Genomic DNA, 19,345 nt, shown 5'->3' on the forward strand with positions numbered 1-19,345 from the left:
ATGCGAATATTGATTACCGGCGGTGCCGGGTTTATCGGCTCACACCTTTGCGAACGTCTGCTCAACGATGGCCAAGAAGTGATATGCCTCGACAATTTTTTCACCGGCAGAAAGCAGAACATCACGCATCTGCTTGACAATAAAGCATTTGAGCTTGTGCGGCACGACGTAACCGAGCCGATACTGCTTGAGGTTGATCAGATCTACAATCTTGCCTGCCCTGCTTCACCGGTTCATTACCAATACAATCCGGTAAAGACCGTAAAGACCAACGTCATGGGCACGCTTAATATGCTGGGCCTTGCAAAACGTGTTCACGCACGGATCCTTCAGGCTTCGACGAGCGAAGTTTACGGCGACCCGCACGAGCATCCGCAGACCGAGAGTTATTGGGGGAATGTGAATCCGATCGGGCTGCGGAGCTGCTATGACGAAGGCAAACGCGTCGCCGAAACGCTGATGATGGATTATCACCGACAGAGCGGCGTCGATACACGGATCGTCCGTATTTTCAACACTTACGGCGAACGCATGCTCGAGAACGACGGCCGTGTTGTGTCAAATTTCATTGTTCAGGCTCTTCGCGGCACACCGCTGACGATATACGGCGACGGCAGCCAGACGCGCTCATTTTGTTATGTGAGCGACCTTGTCGAAGGCCTCGTCAGACTGATGAACAAGGAATCCGAAGACATACACTTGCCCGTGAACATAGGCAATCCGGGCGAATTTACTATGAAGGAACTTGCCGAAGAGGTCGGCAAGGTCTCCGGGCGTGAGATCGCGATCGAATATCGCGATCTTCCGGCTGACGATCCGAAGCAGCGGCGGCCGAATATAGAACGCGCTCAAAATGAACTTGGCTGGTCTCCAACGGTGCCGCTGAGCGAGGGGCTAAAACGGACGTTCAAATATTTTGAGCGAATACTAAGTTGACAGCGATGCGGCTCAGCGGACCACAATATTTACAAGCCGCCCGGGAACAACAATGACCTTGACGACCTGTTTCGCATCGGTATATTCCCTCACCTTCTCATCTGCGAACGCGCTCGTTTCAAGTGCGTAATTCGAGGCATCAGGAGCTGCCATCACGCGGCTTCTGAGTTTGCCGTTCACTTGGACAGCGATCTCGATCATCTCTTCTTTCGCAAGTTCTTCATTATATTCGGGAAAGGCCGCACCATTAGCCAGTATGCCGCGATCATTACCGATCAGTTCGGCATAAAGCTCTTCAGCGACATGCGGTGCAAAAGGTGCAAGCATCAGCACGAGCGACTCCAGTGCTGAGCAAACAGCACCCTTTACATCCGCATCTGCTGAATCGGCTTCAACACTGATCTCACCTATGGCATTCGAAAGCTCCATCAATGCCGCGACGGGCGTGTTGAACTGCAGGCTCTCGAGGCTGTCCGAAACCCGCTTGATGGTTTGGTGCGTCTTCCGCTGAAGGGCCCTTGCCGTGCTGTCGGAGAACTCACTGCCGCTTTGGCGGCCATGCGAAGCGGCGACGCCGTGCCACTTATGCACCTGCCGCCATATCCGCTGGAGAAACCGAACGGCTCCCTCAATACCGGCCTCGTTCCAGACGAGTTCGTTCTCGATCGGCGCGGCGAAGAGAATGAACAACCGCGCAGCATCGGCACCGTAGATATCGACCATCTCATCAGGATCTACACCGTTTCCTTTGCTCTTTGACATACGCTCGATCGCGTATTTGAGCGAGGTGCCGCCTGATGATAAAGCCTTTGTAATGCGGCCTTTGGCATCACGCTCGATCGTTACATCGTCGGGCTTATGATAGACACGCTTGCCTGTTGAATCGTCAAAGAACGTCTCGCCGACGACCATCCCCTGCGTCAGAAGCCTTTTGAACGGCTCATTGAATGAAACAAGCCCGAGGTCACGCATAACCTTCGTCCAGAAGCGCGCGTAGATCAGATGCATCACAGCGTGGTCATCGCCGCCGATATATTGATCGACAGGAACCCAGTATGCTGCCGCGGCCGGATCGAACGGCAACTCGCGGTTATTAACATCAAGATAGCGATAGTAATACCATGACGAATCGACGAACGTATCCATCGTATCCGTTTCGCGTCTGGCATCTCCGCCGCATTTCGGACACGCTGTTTCGTAGAACTCCGGAACCTTCGCAAGCGGCGATTCGCCCGTGCCGGTAAAAGGAGCGGTCTCGGGCAAAGTTACCGGAAGCGCTTCGTACTTTTCGGGTACGACGCCGCAGCCCGCACAATAGACTATTGGTATCGGTGAGCCCCAAAAACGCTGGCGTGAGATGCCCCAATCGCGCAGCCGATAGGTTACGGCGGCTTCGCCAAAGCCGTGTTCGGCGGCAAAGGCGGTCATCTCGCTCCGTGCGTCCTCACTTGTCATTCGCGACCACTTGCCTGAGTTCACAAGCGTCCCATATTCGGTGAACGGCGACTCGGCAGAGCTGGGTTCGGCATCATTGCCCGACGGCTCGATCACCTTTAGGATCGGAAGCCCGAATTTCGACGCGAACTCATGATCGCGTTCGTCATGGGCCGGAACTGACATTACCGCTCCCGTTCCGTAATCGATCATTACATAGTTACCGACCCATATCGGCACCTCGTCGCCGCTGAACGGATTGAGTGCCCTTAGGCCGGTGTCGATGCCGTCCTTTTCTATCTCCTCATCGCGTTCCTTCGGTTTGAGATTCTCGGCGGCCATGGCATCGATCTTTGCCATAACTTCACTGCTCAGGCCGTCGCGCAGGGCCGCTATCGCCGGATGTTCAGGAGCAAGGACAACGGCCGTCGCGCCATAGATCGTGTCAATACGTGTCGTAAAGACGCGGATCGCAGGCACTTTGTCCTTATGATCGACGAATGAGAACTCGACGAATGCCCCATCGGAACGGCCGATCCAGTCACTCTGCCGCTTGAGCACGTTCGACGGCCAACCCTCCTCGATCTCGGTCATATCGTCAAGGAGCTGTCCCGTATAAGCCGTCGTTCGCAGGAACCACTGCTCGAGATCTTTCTTGGTTACCGGATTGCCGCAGCGCCAACAGAGGCCGCCGCTGGCCTGCTCATTCGAAAGCGTCGCCTGATCGGTCTCGCACCAATTGACCTGTGTCATACGCTTGTACGCCAGGCCCATCTCGAACATCTTCAGGAAAAACCATTGGTCGAACTTATAGTACTCCGGCCGATGCGCGTACATTTGACGCCGCCAATCGTAGCTAAGACCGAGATGCTGAAGCTGGGCACGCATCACGGCGATGTTCTCTTCAGTCCACTCGCGGGGATTGACACCGCGTTTAACGGCGGCATCTTCGGCAGGCTGGCCGAACGAATCCCAACCGATAGGGTGCAGCACGTTAAAGCCCTTCAGACGCTTGAACCATGCGAGAGCATCCCCCGCGGAATAGTTCCGCACATGGCCCATGTGAAGATTGCCCGAAGGATACGGCAGCATCTCGAGTGCGTAGAATTTTGGCCGCGCATCATCGGGTTCGGCCGCAAACGTTCCGCCCTCGGCCCACTTTTGCTGCCATTTTTGCTCGATCTTTTTTGCGAAATATTTATCGTCCATTGAACCGCTGAAAATCAAAATGAAAATCAATATGTTAACGGATAAGTAGAAACTCATCCACTATTGCGAACTGCAATTTGAAGGAAGGAAACGCCGCACATCGCCCGTAAGGGCGAGGCGGCTATCTAAGGGCGAGCATTTGATCGGCAAATACCATTGAGCGATGCTATCGCACAACAGCCGCCTATGTCCAATTGAACCTTCTTTTCATAAAAACAATGTGGTATGATATGAATGCTCTGAGAACTGAATGAACTGCTCAAAGCAAGGAATTTAATGGTAAAACCGATATTCATGCAGACGCACGAGAACACCGGTACTTGATCCACGCACGTCGTCCGTCTGCTCCGCAAATGGAGGCTCACGATGGTCGAACGCACACATTCCGCAACCGCTCAAACTTCCCCCGAGAAAAGGCCAAAACACAAAGGAACTGCGCAACGCATGTTGCCCGTTCAGCATGGCCGCCTTGCCGATGAACTCATTGCATTTCTTGCCGACTCGCCCGAGAACAGGCGCGCAAGGCAGGTGAGCGAATGGGAGGCGATGCGGCGTATGAGCTCTGCCTGGCAGGTGCAGCACATTTCTTAATGTGCCGTATGATCTGTTTTAATTGAATTATGCAGGCAGTAAAGAAAAATGAACCGGGCGAAAGCCTGGCTGATCTCTATTCAAAAGTTCGCGGCGAGACGGAACGGCTCTGCGAGCCGCTTGAGATCGAAGATTACGTACCGCAGCCCGTGGTAGATGTTTCACCGCCAAGGTGGAATATCGCTCATACGACGTGGTTCTTTGAAGAAATGATCCTCTCGAAGCGAAAGGGCTATGAGCGTTTCGACCCGCATTTTGCATTCCTATTTAACAGTTACTACAACACCGTCGGTGAGCGAACCCAACGGGATCGCCGAGGGTGGCTCAGCCGACCGACGGTCAAGCGAGTTTACGAATATCGCAAGTATGTCGATGAGAAGATGTTGGAACTTTTGACGTCAGGCGAGCCGCTTGACGCCGAAACCGAAGCGATCTTCGTCCTCGGCCTTAATCACGAGCAGCAGCATCAGGAACTCTTTTTGACCGACTTGAAATATACGTTTAGCGTAAATCCGATATTTCCTGTGTACTGCGAAGGTTTTGCTCCGGAAGAGGCTGCGATGGACGCAGACGGCGGCTTTGTTGACATTGAAGAAGGCCTTTATGAGATCGGCTATGCGGGCGATGGCTTCTGCTTCGACAATGAACTTGCACGGCACAAGGTTTGGCTGGACGGCTGCCAGATCGCAAGCTCGCTCGTAACAAATGCCGAGTTCATTGAATTCATCAACGACGGCGGCTATCGGATCCACTACCTTTGGCACGCAGACGGCTGGGATTGGGTAAACCGGAACAACGCAGACAGCCCGTTGTATTGGCACAAGCGGGATGGCGGCTATATGCACTACACGCTGTCAGGTTTGAGGCCGTTGCCGCTTGATGCGCCTGTGTGCCATATCTCCTTCTATGAGGCCGCCGCGTTCGCTGAGTGGAAGGGCGAGCGCCTTCCGACCGAATTCGAGTGGGAAGCCGCGAATCAGAAATTCCGATGGGGCCTGCGTTGGGAGTGGACGAATTCGGCATATCTGCCGTATCCGCACTTTGCAAAAGGAACCGGCGCGGTCGGTGAATACAACGGCAAGTTCATGATCGATCAGATGGTGCTTCGCGGGGCGTCGGTAGCAACTCCTAAAGGCCACAGCCGCCCGACATACCGCAATTTCTTCCAGCCGAGGCTCCGCTGGCAATTCACCGGCATCAGGCTTTGTCGTAAATAGGTGCTGACGATGCAGGGCAATTCCACAACTGAGATCACGCAATTTGCGGACGACGTCCTCAAGGGCTTGTCCGCTTCGCCAAAGTACCTCTCGTCAAAGTATTTTTACGACAGCGAGGGGTCAAGGCTCTTCCAAGAGATAATGAAACTGCCCGAGTATTACCTGACAAACTGTGAACGGGCGATATTTGAAACGCAGGCGGCGGAGATACTCGAGGCTTTCGCAGGCAGCGAGAATGCCTTTGACCTCATAGAGCTCGGTGCCGGCGACGGCTCGAAGACAGCGATCTTGATCGATCGATCCCTTGCGCGGTCCGTCGATGTCACCTACTCAGCTATCGACATATCGCAGGAGGCCCTTAGCGGCCTCGGCAGAACATTCTCTGAGAAATTCCCGATGTTGAAAGTGAACCTTCTCGACGGCGATTATTTGAAGATACTCGCCTCGCTCAAGCACACTTCCGAACGGCGAAAGGTGCTCCTGTTTCTCGGGTCGAACATCGGCAATTATTCGCATGACGCGGCCGTCGAGCTTTTCCGTTCGCTGCACACGGTGATGAACAGCCGCGACCTTCTCCTCGTCGGTTTCGACCTGCAGAAGGATCCGTATGTCATTGCAGCCGCGTATGACGACGATGCGGGCGTGACTGCCCGGTTCAACCTCAACCTGCTGAAACGAATAGATCGCGAATTCGGCGGCGATTTTGACGTTGCAAAATTCTCGCACCACTCGATCTACGATCCGATCAATGGGGCGGCCCGCTCATACCTTATCAGCGGTGAAGCTCAAACGGTTAATATTGAGGCCCTTGGCCGATCGTTCAACTTTGACGAATGGGAAGCCGTATTCGTTGAGGTGTCACAGAAATATTCGATGGCCGCGATCGACCGCCTTGCCGAAGCGAGCGGCTTCTCGATCGAACAGAATTTTCTTGATGACCGGCAATACTACTGCGACTCGCTTTGGGCTCCGACGAATTAATGCAAATAAATGTCATCCGTTTTGACTCCTTGCCTTCTACCAATACCGAGGCGGCCGAGCAGGCCGGACGCGGAGCGGCCGAAGGCACCTGCATCATTGCCGCCGAACAAACCGCAGGCCGCGGCCGTCTTGGCCGCAGATGGGCCGGCAGCAAAGGCACGGGCCTTTATCTGAGCATCGTCCTCCGTCCGGCCATCGAACCGCGATCCCTGCCGCTTATGACGCTGATGGCAGGCCTCGCGGTGCACGATACAATGCACGAGATCGGTCTCCGGCCGGATATTAAGTGGGTAAATGACGTCTTGATCGGCGAGCGAAAGATAAGCGGGATACTCGCAGAGACGATCGAGACACCGCTCGGCCGCGCGGTTATCGTAGGTATCGGCATCAATATAAGATCCGAGGGCCTGCCGCCCGAGATCGCAGCAATTGCCACATCCCTCAGCGATCAAGGCGTACGCATTAATGCAGAAACGATCGAGCGAATATTACTGCGCCGTTTGACGGACCGCTACACGCGCCTTTTGGCCGAGGGCGGCTGCGGCGAGACCATCGCGGAATGGGCCGAACGCTCAAGTTATTTTGCCGGAAAGGCCATTCGTGCAACCCTTGGCACATCAACGATCGAAGGTATTACTGACGGGCTTGAGCCGGACGGCGGTTTACGTGTTAAACTTCCCGACGGCAGCGTTAACATTATCCGTTCGGGCGAGGTCGAGCGTCTCAGAAGCATCTGATCTTTCCGCGGTACCGCTCCATAAGCTGTGTGAGAAAAAGACTTTCTGAAATACACCCTCTGTTCTATCGTGCGCGCATCTGGCAAAAGCGTTTTTTTCGCCGGCTTTCAGATATGAGCAGCGGTGTTAGCTTCGCCTCAGAACAAAGTACAAGCGATCTGGCATTCTCCTGCAAGAAACACCGCTCGCTCCTTCGCCGCAAGCTCGGGAACTCCGATCCGCTGCTGCAGGAGAACAAGGTCGCGAATCTCAAGATCGCATGCCCTACGATCGACGGCCTCTTGATAAAGCCGGGCGAAACCTTTTCATTCTGGAAAAGGGTCGGTGAAGCGACCGCGGCGAAAGGCTATCTCGAAGGCATGCAGCTTTCGCGCGGCGAGGTCGTACGCGGTGTCGGCGGCGGCCTGTGCCAGCTTGCCAACCTCCTTTATTGGATGGCCCTTCATACTCCGCTGGTTGTGGTAGAGCGGCATCATCACAGTTTCGACCCGTTCCCTGATGAGAATCGGGTGCTGCCCTTCGGATCGGGTGCCGGCGTTTTTTACAACTACATCGACCTGCGATTCCATAATCCGACCGAGATCACGTTCCAACTAAGGGTCGAGGTTACTGACGATCACCTGAAAGGCTCGATCTTAAGCGGCGGCCCGACGCCTTTCAGCTACCATATAGTGGAAAAAGAACACAGATTTGAGCGTATCGGCGATAAGATATTTCGAGAAAATGAGATCTGGCGTGAGGTCATCGACCGGCGCACCGGCGTACACACAGGCGATGAACTGATCGTGCGCAATCACGCCGAGATCAAGTATGAATTGAGTTTTTCGGCCGAAGAGTGTACTTTGTAAAAAGCCTATGAACGACGAACTAGAGTTTGACCCCGATCTTGACCTTGACGAAGAAGCGGATCTCGTGTCGCCCGGTGAAGGCGAGTTCATTCCGATCGAGGATGACGATGATTGGGTGAACGTGGTCTCGACCCGAACGGCCATTATGAAGAAGAATGATATGGTCGCTCTTCTTTGTCTAAAGACGGGTATCGTCGGAGCTGCGATATGCCGTGTCGATCCGCGAGAAGCCGTGCCTGCCGTTCAGCTTTATAAGGACGCCGGTGTTGCCGCAGACTCGTTCGATCGTGACCTGAATACAAGCATATCGCGCGGGTGGAGCGTCGTTTACGACGGCCTTCCGCTTCACGGATAAGCAGGCCGTCATTGCAGGATCCGCAGTGTAATGTTGTTAGCCGTTGACATTGGCAACACCAACATCAAGATCGGTGTTTTCGACGGCGAATCACTCATCGACAAGATAACCATCCCGACAGACCGCAAGGCGTCGGCAAGCAGTCTAAATGACGCGCTCGCCGCACAACTGCCGCCGAATATCGCATCAGCTGTGATCTGCTCGGTCGTTCCCGAAGCCCTCGTACCCGTAAAAGAACTCATGAGCTCGCATCTCGCGTTTAGCGTGCGTGTCATCGAAAATACCGATGAACTGGGTATTACGGTCAACTATTTTCCGATCGAGGCTGCAGGCACCGACCGGCTCGTGAACGCTTCCGCCGCAGCTGCAATTTACGGCGTACCAACGATCGTGTGCAGTTTTGGCACGGCAACGACGATCGATCTGGTCGATAGCGAACGGCGCTTGATCGGCGGCCTGATCGCTCCCGGCCTTGATACCTTGCCGAAAGCGCTGCACATCGCTGCTCCGCTGCTGCCCGAAGTTGAGCTTGCGGCTCCGAAAAGCGTACTCCAGAATACGACCGAGGGATCACTCCGCTCAGGGATCGTGAACGGTTATGTGGAAATGGTCTCAGGGCTGATCCGTCGGATCAAGAATGAGGCCGGCGGCGATATTAGGGTCATTGCGACGGGCGGAAGGGCAATGCTGGTCGATGAGAATACCGATATCATCGATATCGTAGATGAGGACCTGCTTCTAAAGGGCCTTCAGAGATTGGCGCTCAGCTGAAATTCAAATGAATGCTTCACGGATCGAACTTCCGCCGCGAAAGCTCATCAGCGCTCTTCGACAGCATAACCTGCTGCCGGCAATAGTCTTTTTGCCGACGCGCCGACGCTGCGATGAGGCCGTACAGGACATCCGCAATGACCGCTCGCAACCCGCGAACGAACAAAAGCGGAGTAAGCGTCAGGAGCTGTTCTCTGAATTCAGCACCGGGCACCCTGAGATAGCCGGACACAAGCAAGCACAGGCGATCATCAATTCAGGCGTCGCATCGCATCACGCGGGACACGTCCCTGCGTGGAAGCTGCTTGTCGAAAAAATGATGGCTGCAGGCCTGCTCGACACGATATTTGCAACATCGACCGTCGCCGCGGGCGTCGATTTCCCTGCACGCACCGTCGTGATCAGCAATGCCGATACACGCGGCAACGACGGTTGGCGGCCATTGTCCGCAAGCGAATTGCAGCAAATGACGGGACGCGCAGGCCGCCGCGGACGCGACAAGGTCGGCTTTGTTGTCCTCGTTCCGGGCCCTTTCCAGAATATTCGGAAAATCGCCGAGCTTCTGTCGGCAAAACCCGATCCGCTAGAAAGTAAATTCCGTGCGACATATACCAGCCTGCTCAACTTGCTCGATGCTTACGGCAGCCTTGCACAGGTTCGCGAGGTTGCCGAGAAGAGCTTTGCATTTCGCTCGGCAACAGGAAAAAGCACGCCTCAACGCCAAAGCGACGGCCTCTGGCTTCCGTTTGAAAGGCGGGCGAAGGTGCTCGACAAGCTTGGGTACATCGACCTCGCGTCAGAGGCCGTGACCGCTGACGGAAAGTGGCTTGCCGATCTTCGCATTGACAGACCTCTTATCGTCGGCGAGGCGCTGCGGGCGGGCATTTTCGACGGGCTCACGCCGCCGGATCTTGCAGCCTTGATAGCAGCGATCGCATCCGACCCGGATAGAAATTACGGGATGCTTCGAATGTCGAACCGTTTGGCCGGCTGCATTGATCAGTTGGAAGAAGTGATGCAGACAGTTGCCGAGATCGAGTGGAAATTTGGTGTAGCACCGGCCGATGAACTGAATGCGTCGGCCGCGACATCTGCTGCCCGATGGGCACAAGGAATTGAATGGGACGAGTTGACCGCTGCGACACGGGCTGAGCCCGGCGACCTAATACGCCTGCTTTCGCGTACCGGTGAGGCTCTTTGCCAGATCGCCGAGCTTCGCGAGCCGGATCGTTCAGTCGCGTCGTTGGCTGCCGCTGCCGCCGCCGCAATACTCCGCGACCCTGTCCGCTAGATCCGCTTGAGTTCGTTTCCGCGTTTTTGGTTTGGTAAGATTATACGCAGGGGAAAGCTTGCAGGGGGAAAGATGAAGGTATTGCTTGCGAATGAATACGGGTTTTGTTTTGGAGTCGAACGTGCGGTCGATATGGTCGAGGCCGCGTTAAGCGACGGCGAAAAGGTTCGTACACTCGGACCGCTAATCCACAACGAGCAGGAAATGCAGCGCCTGGCAAACGAAGGCGTTGTTACGATGACCGACCCTTCGGAGGTTTTAAGCGGAGAAACCGCGGTTATACGTGCGCACGGCGTAACACCCGAAGTTCAGCATCAGCTTGAAATGACGGCAACCCGCGTTGTTGACGCGACCTGTCCTTTCGTTACCCGCGTCCAAAAACTCGCCGCTCGTGCCGCCGCCAACGATCAGAACATCGTTATTGTCGGCAATCCCGAGCATCCTGAGATGATCGGCGTTAAGGGCTATGCGCCTGACCACGCTTTTGTTGTACATGACGAGACAGAGGTTGCTTCGCTGCCGATGCTTCGCGACCCGATCGTCGTGGCCCAGACCACCATCAAGGCAAAGACATTCTTCGACACCGCCGAAGCTGTAAAAGCCCGCTCGACGGGAAATGTTCGCGTAGTGAACACCATCTGCTCCGCAACGCGCGACCGGCAGGACGCAGCACGATCACTGTCAACGATGGTCGAGGCCTTCTATATCATCGGCGGGCGCCATTCATCGAACAGCGTAAAGCTCTTGGCCGTTTGTAAAGAGAATTGCGAAAAGAGCTTTTTGATCGAGACCGAAGAAGAGATCGACCCTAACGATCTCGTCGGAGTGAATGTTGTGGGCGTAACTGCCGGTGCTTCGACTCCCGAATGGCTTATCAAAAAAGTGGTCGCGCACCTTGAAGATATCGGCCGAGATCTCGAAGTCGCAGCTAATGCCTGACCCCTACTGTATCGCCTCGATCACCGGCACATCCGCCATCGGCAAGTTCGAATCGCGGATCGCTGCTTTGCCGAGGAATTTCTTTAACTCTGTAAACTCCATCGGCGAGGCAAAGTAGTAGCCTTGAGCACCTTCGCATCCTAATTCTTTCAGCCGCTCCAATTGCCCTTGCGTCTCAACGCCCTCAGCAATGACGCGCAGGCTCAGCTTGCGTGCCAGTGCAATGATGGCTTCTACAACGGCGTCGTTGCTGCCGTCATCATCCACGATAGAGATGAATGAGCGGTCTATTTTGAGTGTCGAGATCGGTAGCCTCATCAGATAGCTGAGGTTCGAGTATCCCGTACCGAAATCATCAATATGAATGTCGATCCCAAGACCCCGAAGGTGATTCAGCATAGCAACCGAACTGTCAGCGTGCTCAAAAAATACTGATTCCGTGATCTCGACATGGAGATCTCTCGGAGCAAAGCCCGTTTCATCCAATATCGAACAAATGCTCTGAACGAGCGAGCCTTGTGCGAACTGCCGACTCGACAGATTGACGCTCATCGTAAGCTGACGGTCTTTGCTGCGGCGGTCTTGCAGCGACCTGATCTCGGTACACGAACGGTGAAGCACTTGCGCGCAAAGCTGATCGATAAGCCCAATTTCCTCTGCAAGAGGTATGAACTTGCCGGGCGATATATGGCCCAAGGTCGGGTGATACCACCGAGCCAAAGCTTCGACGCCGGTGATACGCCCGCTCTCAAGATCAAGGATCGGCTGATACCGGACCGCCAACTCGTCATGTTCGACAGCTCGACGGAGATCCGTTTCGAGCTGAAGGGTTTCGCGGGCGGCCTTGTGCATTTCCTCATCAAAGACCGCATGTCTTGCCTTGCCGGCACGTTTTGCCTGATACATTGCCGTGTCCGCATCACGCATCATATCCTCGGCAGTAAAATGCTTCTCGGATGCATGAAGGACACCGATGCTGGCAGATGTATAGACGATGTGCCCGTTAAGGTCGAACGGAACCGTGAGCTGATGCTGAATCCGATCCGCGATCCGCGTAACCTCGGCTGCATCGAACACACCCTCGACAAGAATGGTAAATTCGTCCCCGCCGAGCCGAGCAACGATGTCCGCCGGCCTCATACATTCATTCAGCCGTTCTGCAATACCCTTTAGGAGAAGGTCGCCGATAAGATGCCCGAGACTGTCGTTGACGACCTTGAACCGGTCGAGGTCGATAAACAACACGCTCACCTGATACCCTTGGATCGAATGAACCTTTTCGAGGGCTGTGGTCAAACGTGTAAGGAAGTAGGAACGATTCGGCAGCCCGGTAAGCTGATCGTGGGTCGCCTCATATTCAAGCTTCTGCTGATCGTTCTTTTTCTGAGTAATATCCTGTATCTGGAAGATCAAATTCGGCTGTTTCGATCTAACGTCGCTGGCGGCTGAAACGCTCCACGATGCCCATACGATACGGCCGGTCTTGTGAAAATAACGCTGCTCCATCTGGCAATTGTCTATCTTGCCCGACAACAGCTCGTGGACCTTGATCAGCGCCATGCCGAGATCTTCCGGAACGGTTATTGACTGAAAGTCCATCATTAGGAAGTCTTCTTCGCCGTAACCGAGGATCTGGGTCAATGCATGGTTGACCTTGAGCCATTTGCCCGTTGACGTCAGCAGGCCGATGCCGATCGGCGCGTAATCGAAAGCGCTGCGAAACCTCTCTTCTGACTCGCGCAAGGCCTCTGATTGAGTTTCGAGTATGCGTGCGTACTGCTCCGCCTGTTCCGCCTGCCGCATCGATGCCTCGACGTTCCGCATATACATCCGGTAGCCGAGAAATACGAAAAAACAGATCGGAAAGGTGGCAACGATGATGTTCAGGCCAAGATACTCGCCGAGCTGAACAAGCAAGCCTGCTCCTATCGCTCCTATCAGGTATGTGAAGAAGGACCAAATGTACTTGACCTTCCAAGTATCCCAGAACGGAGTGTTGTCACGCAGCGATCCGTACGACGAGGCCAAAGCAGTATTTGTAATGAATTGTGTTATGGCAATTACGGAAAGAGCGACGACAAAATTCTTTTGGTAGTCACTGGTGCCATGAACCTGACTGACGGTATAGAGGCCCAATACCTGCAGCACGAACCATACGACGGCGGTCGAGATCGCCATTGTAGCCGTATTGAAAAATACCGTAGATCGCTTCTTACAGATACGCCAGCTTGTCGCGAAGGCATCGCCTGCGGCCAGCAGCACGGCGAACTGGCCGCCGTAGAGTAACAGCGCGAGAAAAATGAATATCTCGCTGGCTGAAATATAACCCTTGAAGCGCGGCACTTGGATAGTGATACGCGAGCCGACACCTATCGTGAACAGGAACAGGAGAACTAGGTGAACGTCGATCAGATCAGGCTCAATAAGCCAAACGGACACAGCAATAGAAGCCGCGCCGAGCGCGTAAACCAAAATCGCGTATGCCCATGTGAGTCTCGGATACTTCATTGATTGGCCGTATCCATATTAACGGCGTTATTGACCCGACAGTTTTAACGAGGACAGCCGAACATTTGCCGGCCGAAAGGATGAGCCAGAGACTGCGTTACGATGAACGCAAAATAGGAAAGGCCGAGTGTGGCCTTTCCTATTATCGCTGATTGGCGTTCAGAATGTCCACCAATTTCTTCTGCTCAGACGAAGAGCGTTACGCATTCGTCCGAACGTTTGTAGCCCGCTTTCATAAAGCTGCGGTGGGCGTTCGTCATCTGAACATTGCTTAACATACAAATGTTGGACGCACGATCTAGAAGGTCGAGCGTAAGCGATGCCAAACAGCGTGAGCCTATACCCTTGCCGCGGTGCTTCTCGCTGACATAAATGCCTTCGAGATAGATGCACTCGGGCGTTTCCGCGATGATGTCGGCTTTGAATATAAGCTCGTCGCCATCCATCACAACGAAGACACGCTGCTGATCGATACGCCGAGCCACACGCTTTAGGAAGCCTTCACGGTCGCGGACCATAGGGTCCGACCCCGACTCAATAAAGGCGACCTCTGCCTGTGCCTCTGCGGCCTGCATCAGTTCGTCTTCGGTTGCCGGCCTTAACGCAGTCACCCTTTCAGGAACCGCGAACGGAAAGGCCGTTTCAAAAAGAGCCTCGCGGCATGTCAGCTTCGGCTCGGCTCCGTTCGAAAGGAACGACCAGAACCGCTCGGCTGTATCACCGCTCGACATTACGAGGTGAATGGGTGTTTCGGCGTTGCGTCCGCAAACTGCCAGAGCATACAAAGCATTGTCAGTTCGAGCCTCTACTAGGGTCGAATGTCCGATCAGAGCAACTCCTTCGAGCCGGCCTTCCGCGTTGCGATAGCCGTAGAATTTGCCTCGATTAAGCTCGCTCTCGATGCCGTTGTCGTTGATGAAGCTCGTCATCACCACAGTATGCACCGGCCGTTCTGCCAAGAATGCGAGGGTCTCTCGTCTGTTCGCCTCAGTTAAGGCGACCAGCCCTTGGACATCCGCTAAGATCGGTTGGAACGCTTTGGCCAAGACCGTTCGGGACAGTTCAGTTTTTCTTAGTTGTGTCTTGAACATAGCGTTTCTCCTTATGTATTACATGATAATGATCGTTATTGCATTCCTGCAGTATCATCACCAAGGAGAACGCTGTCGCCAATTAGAACACCGTCACCGACAAGTACGCCGTCACCGACAAGTACGCCGTCACCGACCAGAACACCGTCGCCGACGAGTACACCATCGCTGACCAGTACGCCGTCACCGACCAGAACACCGTCACCGACGAGTACACCGTCACCTACCAGAACACCGTAGCTTAAGTACGGCGTTCCCACCCCAAGGGCAGAACCGTTGCTCGTATTCACGTCACGGTTGATCGTAAGCCCGGCCGTGAAATAGCTTGCCGTATCCAGCGAGAAGTTGCCGTTTCCGAAGGTAACGCCTTGGCCGACTATATTCTCACGCTTATAAACGGTCTGGAACTGCGAAACGAGGTTCGCACCCGAGAGGGTCGTGAACTTTCCGATAATGAACTGAGCCCACGGGAACGTCGAACCGCCGATCGTTGTTGACGGCGTCGGCATCGTCCATCCCGCAGGAACGGTTGCCGCGCCTTTCGTAAGGCTCTGAAAATCGACATCCGTGCGGAGCGAACGTGCCAAACGCACCGCGCCTTCGAGGTTAAGTGCACCTGCACCCTGCTCAAAGGTGTTAGCACCTGCGATCGGCTGGGCAGTGTACTGCATCAGCATTCGGACCATTCCGGGTGTCAGCTTCGGATTGACCTGCAGCAGTAGTGCGGCGGCACCCGCAACTACCGGAGCGGACATCGACGTGCCGCTCATGTACATCATCGAATCAGCACCATTTGTCTGATCGACGTTCAGTAATGCGTTGAGTACCGACATTCGGTTGCTCGGCGACTTGTATGAGATAAGCTTGTTTCCGGGAGCAACGATATCGGGTTTGATCAGGTTGTCATATACCGTCGTGCCGGTCGAGGTCTTATAGTAGCTGCGCGTAGGCCCCCGCGAGCTGAAAGTTGCCATTACGTCATCGGCACGCGAGGTCGTTCCCAACGAATTGCTCGCACCTACAGTGATCGCATACGGGCTGTTGCCGGGGCTGTGAATACGCCCGTACACTTTTTGTCCTTGGTGGGTCTTGCCCTCATTTCCGGCGGCAGCTATGACGACAATACCTGCAGCTACAAGTTCCTTGACCTTGATACACACAGGATCGTTCGTCCAAGTATCGATGGCTGTCGTACCGAGGCTCAGGTTGACGACCTTGATGTTATACGCAGCCCGATTTGCAAGGATCCAATTGAGGCCGTTCAGAAGCCACGACGTGTTTCCGATCCCAAGATTATTCAAAACCTTGACACTTATGATCGTCGAGTTATTCGCAACTCCGCGATACGCACCGCTGTTCACATTGTCATCGCCGGCAGCGAGGCCCGCGACGTGTGTGCCGTGTCCGTAAGCGTCTGTCGTGTCCGTGATCGTACCGTTCGTAAAGTTCACGTTCGCGACGACGCGCGATGAGCCTGCTCCATTCTTAAAGCCGTTGTGGCCCGCATACAGGCCTGAATCAACGACCGCAATACCGACGCCTGTGCCGTCCAACGTGTATGCCGGACGGCCGTTCAGCGCGGGTTGAGACCGCATCAATGTCGTGCCTGTGGCATCTTCAATATGCCCCATGCTCGTCATTTCGCGATCCGGAGATACGTAATTGATCAAGCCGCTCGTTGACAGCGTATTAAGCACGGACAGCGGCAGGTTTACGACAAGCGTATCATCGCTGCCGATACGGCCTGTGATACGTGCCCGTCCGTCAGCAAGGATCGAGCGCAGAGCTGCACTCTCGACATCCTTTGCCTGCAGGATGACATCAACGCGCTTCTTGCCCGACGGATCGGCCGCCATCATATCGCGTAGATCCGGCGATACATTGTCGCCGCGGTAGGTATTATTCGAAGCGATCTTGCCGTTGCCGGCATCCGTTTCCGCCTTCCTACTTTCAGAAACGAAGATGCCGGCAAAGTACGGCGAGACGTCGGCATTAGCCTCTACCTGCTCTTTGTACGCTGCTGCGGAGCTCGAACCAATGACCGAAATGCGGCCCTCGGAAACGGCTTGAAAGAGCTTTTGGGTAGGCGCTTGAACACCGACAAGATCGGCCATTCCATCAAAATAAAGGATCACGCGTCCCTTGGACGCGATAGCTTCATCAATGATCGGCTCCAGTTTTTGTGCTGCCTCCTCTTTTGAATGGGAATTCGAGAAGAGCACTGCGGTCTCGACCTGAAGGATCGAGCGTCCCGCAAGAGCCTCCGGGGCGGTTCCGTTCGAGATACTCAATGCGGCCTGTTCAACGACCGCGGTCTGGACCGCTGGGTCATCATTAACGACGATCGGCTGACGAACACCATCCTCCGCTAACGCCTTCAGAAGTGCATTTGCTGCATTCTCAAGGCTTAGGTCCTCACGCAGTCTTCCTTCACGGCCAAGCTGCGTAAGGTCGGTGGTATATCTAGCCGTTGCTGAGGTGCTGGAAGCAACATTGATCCTGTCGCTGCGCAACGCTCCTATCGCAAAAATATTCGAGAACGCGAACGACATGACGATCGCTAGGACGACGATCTGTCTGATGAGTCCGGTTTTTGTTCTTTCCTCTTTCATAATCTGAAGCTCCTTAACTTGGGGCATTAAATCTTCGGCATACAATGGTGCCGTCGGCTTTCCTTATATCAAGGCGTGTGCCAAACAGTTAAGTATTGTATTTACAGGGCTTATCTAACTTAGAGGCGTTCAGGAATGATGTGATACGGTCATTCTGACCGATTTTTTTCGTCAATATGACCGACTTACCAGTTGCGGGCAGCGAAAAGGCCGAGGAATGCGGCAATTATGCAGACAATGACGCTTACAACGACGTAGGACGCGGATGTAAAGAAGCTCCGTGAGGTCAGCAGCTCGACATTTTCGAGGGCAAAGGCAGAGAAGGTGGTAAAGCCGCCGCAGAATCCGGTCGCAACGAACAGCAGTCGTCCTTGATCGTCCGGAAAATAACGTCCCGCGAATCCGGCGGCCAACCCGATAATGAAACAGCCCAGGACGTTGACGACAAAAGTACCTATCGGAAAATCTATCGCCATCAGCCGCGACATAAAATAGACCGACAGGTAACGGGCAATAGAACCCAACATTCCGCCAACGCCGACGAGTATGGTGTTCCTGAGCATAGAAACGCAGGTTATTGTAACATCATATAATGCAGCTTGCATTCACATCGCCATCCGATAATTTCCATACTCTCGTAACCCTATTGATCATCTGGGCATCAGCGATACTGATGGCGGAACTCTTTGAACGCCTGCGGCAGCCTGCGGTCGTCGGGCAGATACTTGCGGGCATCATCATCGGCCCTAGCGTCCTTGCGTTGGTACAGCCGAATGAGATCACATCGACGTTGGCAGAGATCGGCGTGATATTTCTGCTGTTCACCGTCGGCCTTGAAACAAAGCCTCACGATATTCTGCGTGTCGGCAAAAGTGCGTTCCTTGTTGCGGTACTCGGCGTGATCGTTCCTTTCGTTGCGGGTTATGTACTGATGGAACTGTGGGGAGCTCCGAACATCGAATCGCTCTTTATCGGCACGGCAATGGTCGCAACCTCCGTTGGTATCACCGCCAAGGTTCTCGGCGATCTCGGCCTGATCGAGCATGATACAAGCCGAATTATCCTCGGAGCCGCCGTTATAGACGACATTCTGGGCTTACTGGTGCTGGCGGTCGTTTCGAGCCTCGCACAAGGAAGCATCAATTACCTCGAGCTTGCTCTTACGGCTGCGCTGTCTATCGGCTTTCTTATTTTCGTCATGTTCGTAGGAGCTCCGGCCGTTACACGAATGGCGCCTCGGATCGAGAATCTGCGGCTCGCCAATTCCCTCTTTGCATTCGGACTCGTACTTTGCCTTGCCTTGTCGGTCGCGGCGGCCTACATAGGCGTTGCGGCGATCGTCGGTGCATTCGTGGCCGGTATGTCGCTTGCTGAAGCGACCGAGGACAACCCGACTATGCACAAACAGATCGCCGGCGTTACCGACTTTCTGGTACCGTTCTTTCTCGTGGGTATTGGGCTTCAATTAAAGCTCGACGTCTTTCGCGATTCGTCAACGCTGGCTCTGACCGCGATCATCACCGTCGTGGCCGTGATCACAAAACTCATCGGCGGCGGGCTGGGCGTCCTGAATCTCGGATGGCGAAAGGCCGGACAGGTCGGCGTAGGAATGATACCGCGCGGCGAGGTCGGAATCGTCGTTGCTCAGATCGGGCTCGGAATGTCGGTCATAACCGATTCGCTGTACGGCGTCGTACTCTTTATGGCCGTTGCAACGACGATCGTTGCTCCGCCGCTGTTGAAGGTGCTCTTCAAGGGTGAAGGAGCCGTCGCGGCCGAATGAAATGCACCGGCAGAACCCAAAAACGGCTCTGCCGGTGCCAAC

Annotated in this window: 15 protein-coding genes; 10 read left to right on the forward strand and 5 right to left on the reverse strand. The window is 54.5% G+C overall.

What is annotated here, in order from left to right:
- A complete protein-coding gene (locus HS105_10030) occupies window positions 1-936 on the forward strand; it encodes an SDR family oxidoreductase (protein MBE7516930.1) in 936 nt (311 codons plus the stop codon).
- 12 nt (window positions 937-948) lie between these two features.
- On the opposite strand, the gene HS105_10035 is transcribed toward HS105_10030, so the two are convergent.
- On the reverse strand, window positions 949-3,579 hold the full coding sequence (locus HS105_10035; protein MBE7516931.1) for a leucine--tRNA ligase: 2,631 nt from the start codon (window positions 3,577-3,579) through the stop codon (window positions 949-951).
- Between the two features lie 620 nt (window positions 3,580-4,199).
- Between HS105_10035 and HS105_10040 the strand changes: the two genes are divergently transcribed.
- The 8 genes from HS105_10040 to ispH all read left to right on the forward strand — a co-directional run bounded on the left by HS105_10040 (window position 4,200) and on the right by ispH (window position 11,309).
- Window positions 4,200-5,387 carry an ergothioneine biosynthesis protein EgtB gene (locus HS105_10040; protein ID MBE7516932.1) on the forward strand — a complete coding sequence of 396 codons (1,188 nt, stop codon included), beginning with the start codon at window positions 4,200-4,202 and terminating at the stop codon, window positions 5,385-5,387.
- A gap of 9 nt (window positions 5,388-5,396) precedes the next feature.
- On the forward strand, window positions 5,397-6,368 hold the full coding sequence (gene egtD / locus HS105_10045) for an L-histidine N(alpha)-methyltransferase (GenBank protein ID MBE7516933.1): 972 nt from the start codon (window positions 5,397-5,399) through the stop codon (window positions 6,366-6,368).
- A complete protein-coding gene (locus HS105_10050; GenBank protein ID MBE7516934.1) occupies window positions 6,368-7,105 on the forward strand; it encodes a biotin--[acetyl-CoA-carboxylase] ligase in 738 nt (245 codons plus the stop codon). Before egtD ends, HS105_10050 begins: the two co-directional genes overlap by 1 nt.
- 113 nt (window positions 7,106-7,218) lie before the next feature.
- Window positions 7,219-7,953, forward strand: a complete 735-nt coding sequence (locus tag HS105_10055) for a VanW family protein (GenBank protein ID MBE7516935.1) — start codon at window positions 7,219-7,221, stop codon at window positions 7,951-7,953.
- 7 nt (window positions 7,954-7,960) lie between these two features.
- Window positions 7,961-8,308, forward strand: a complete 348-nt coding sequence (locus HS105_10060) for a hypothetical protein (protein MBE7516936.1) — start codon at window positions 7,961-7,963, stop codon at window positions 8,306-8,308.
- A 30-nt stretch (window positions 8,309-8,338) separates the two neighbouring features.
- Window positions 8,339-9,079 carry a type III pantothenate kinase gene (locus HS105_10065; GenBank protein ID MBE7516937.1) on the forward strand — a complete coding sequence of 247 codons (741 nt, stop codon included), beginning with the start codon at window positions 8,339-8,341 and terminating at the stop codon, window positions 9,077-9,079.
- A gap of 7 nt (window positions 9,080-9,086) precedes the next feature.
- The gene (locus HS105_10070) at window positions 9,087-10,370 is read left to right on the forward strand and encodes a hypothetical protein (protein MBE7516938.1); all 1,284 of its coding nucleotides are present in this window, start codon (window positions 9,087-9,089) and stop codon (window positions 10,368-10,370) included.
- A gap of 72 nt (window positions 10,371-10,442) precedes the next feature.
- Complete coding sequence (gene ispH, locus HS105_10075; GenBank protein MBE7516939.1) at window positions 10,443-11,309, forward strand: 4-hydroxy-3-methylbut-2-enyl diphosphate reductase; 867 nt, start codon at window positions 10,443-10,445, stop codon at window positions 11,307-11,309.
- Between the two features lie 3 nt (window positions 11,310-11,312).
- Here ispH and HS105_10080 read toward each other — a convergent pair whose 3' ends face one another.
- From HS105_10080 to crcB, 4 genes are all read right to left on the reverse strand, one after another.
- Entirely contained in the window at window positions 11,313-13,817 is a 2,505-nt protein-coding gene (locus HS105_10080; protein ID MBE7516940.1) for an EAL domain-containing protein, read from the reverse strand.
- A gap of 185 nt (window positions 13,818-14,002) precedes the next feature.
- Complete coding sequence (locus HS105_10085; GenBank protein MBE7516941.1) at window positions 14,003-14,908, reverse strand: GNAT family N-acetyltransferase; 906 nt, start codon at window positions 14,906-14,908, stop codon at window positions 14,003-14,005.
- A 35-nt stretch (window positions 14,909-14,943) separates the two neighbouring features.
- The gene (locus HS105_10090) at window positions 14,944-17,520 is read right to left on the reverse strand and encodes a S8 family serine peptidase (GenBank protein ID MBE7516942.1); all 2,577 of its coding nucleotides are present in this window, start codon (window positions 17,518-17,520) and stop codon (window positions 14,944-14,946) included.
- Between the two features lie 185 nt (window positions 17,521-17,705).
- On the reverse strand, window positions 17,706-18,125 hold the full coding sequence (gene crcB / locus HS105_10095; protein ID MBE7516943.1) for a fluoride efflux transporter CrcB: 420 nt from the start codon (window positions 18,123-18,125) through the stop codon (window positions 17,706-17,708).
- Between crcB and HS105_10100 the strand changes: the two genes are divergently transcribed.
- Window positions 18,113-19,303 carry a cation:proton antiporter gene (locus HS105_10100; GenBank protein ID MBE7516944.1) on the forward strand — a complete coding sequence of 397 codons (1,191 nt, stop codon included), beginning with the start codon at window positions 18,113-18,115 and terminating at the stop codon, window positions 19,301-19,303. The two genes, crcB and HS105_10100, sit on opposite strands and share 13 nt — an antisense overlap.
- Window positions 19,304-19,345: the final 42 nt, after the last annotated feature.

It is taken from the genome of Chloracidobacterium sp. (genome assembly GCA_015075585.1).
In the GTDB taxonomy this organism is placed as follows: domain Bacteria; phylum Acidobacteriota; class Blastocatellia; order Pyrinomonadales; family Pyrinomonadaceae; genus OLB17.

Excerpts from the sequence above, each read along its gene's own strand:
- HS105_10070 (MBE7516938.1), top strand. The coding sequence starts at position 9,087 with ATGAATGCTTCACGGATCGAACTTCCGCCGCGAAAGCTCATCAGCGCT.
- ispH (MBE7516939.1), top strand. The coding sequence starts at position 10,443 with ATGAAGGTATTGCTTGCGAATGAATACGGGTTTTGTTTTGGAGTCGAA.
- HS105_10040 (MBE7516932.1), top strand. The coding sequence starts at position 4,200 with ATGCAGGCAGTAAAGAAAAATGAACCGGGCGAAAGCCTGGCTGATCTC.
- HS105_10055 (MBE7516935.1), top strand. The coding sequence starts at position 7,219 with ATGAGCAGCGGTGTTAGCTTCGCCTCAGAACAAAGTACAAGCGATCTG.
- egtD (MBE7516933.1), top strand. The coding sequence starts at position 5,397 with ATGCAGGGCAATTCCACAACTGAGATCACGCAATTTGCGGACGACGTC.
- HS105_10050 (MBE7516934.1), top strand. The coding sequence starts at position 6,368 with ATGCAAATAAATGTCATCCGTTTTGACTCCTTGCCTTCTACCAATACC.
- HS105_10030 (MBE7516930.1), top strand. The coding sequence starts at position 1 with ATGCGAATATTGATTACCGGCGGTGCCGGGTTTATCGGCTCACACCTT.
- HS105_10090 (MBE7516942.1), bottom strand. The coding sequence starts at position 17,520 with ATGAAAGAGGAAAGAACAAAAACCGGACTCATCAGACAGATCGTCGTC.
- HS105_10060 (MBE7516936.1), top strand. The coding sequence starts at position 7,961 with ATGAACGACGAACTAGAGTTTGACCCCGATCTTGACCTTGACGAAGAA.
- crcB (MBE7516943.1), bottom strand. The coding sequence starts at position 18,125 with ATGCAAGCTGCATTATATGATGTTACAATAACCTGCGTTTCTATGCTC.
- HS105_10065 (MBE7516937.1), top strand. The coding sequence starts at position 8,339 with ATGTTGTTAGCCGTTGACATTGGCAACACCAACATCAAGATCGGTGTT.
- HS105_10100 (MBE7516944.1), top strand. The coding sequence starts at position 18,113 with ATGCAGCTTGCATTCACATCGCCATCCGATAATTTCCATACTCTCGTA.
- HS105_10080 (MBE7516940.1), bottom strand. The coding sequence starts at position 13,817 with ATGAAGTATCCGAGACTCACATGGGCATACGCGATTTTGGTTTACGCG.
- HS105_10035 (MBE7516931.1), bottom strand. The coding sequence starts at position 3,579 with ATGGACGATAAATATTTCGCAAAAAAGATCGAGCAAAAATGGCAGCAA.
- HS105_10085 (MBE7516941.1), bottom strand. The coding sequence starts at position 14,908 with ATGTTCAAGACACAACTAAGAAAAACTGAACTGTCCCGAACGGTCTTG.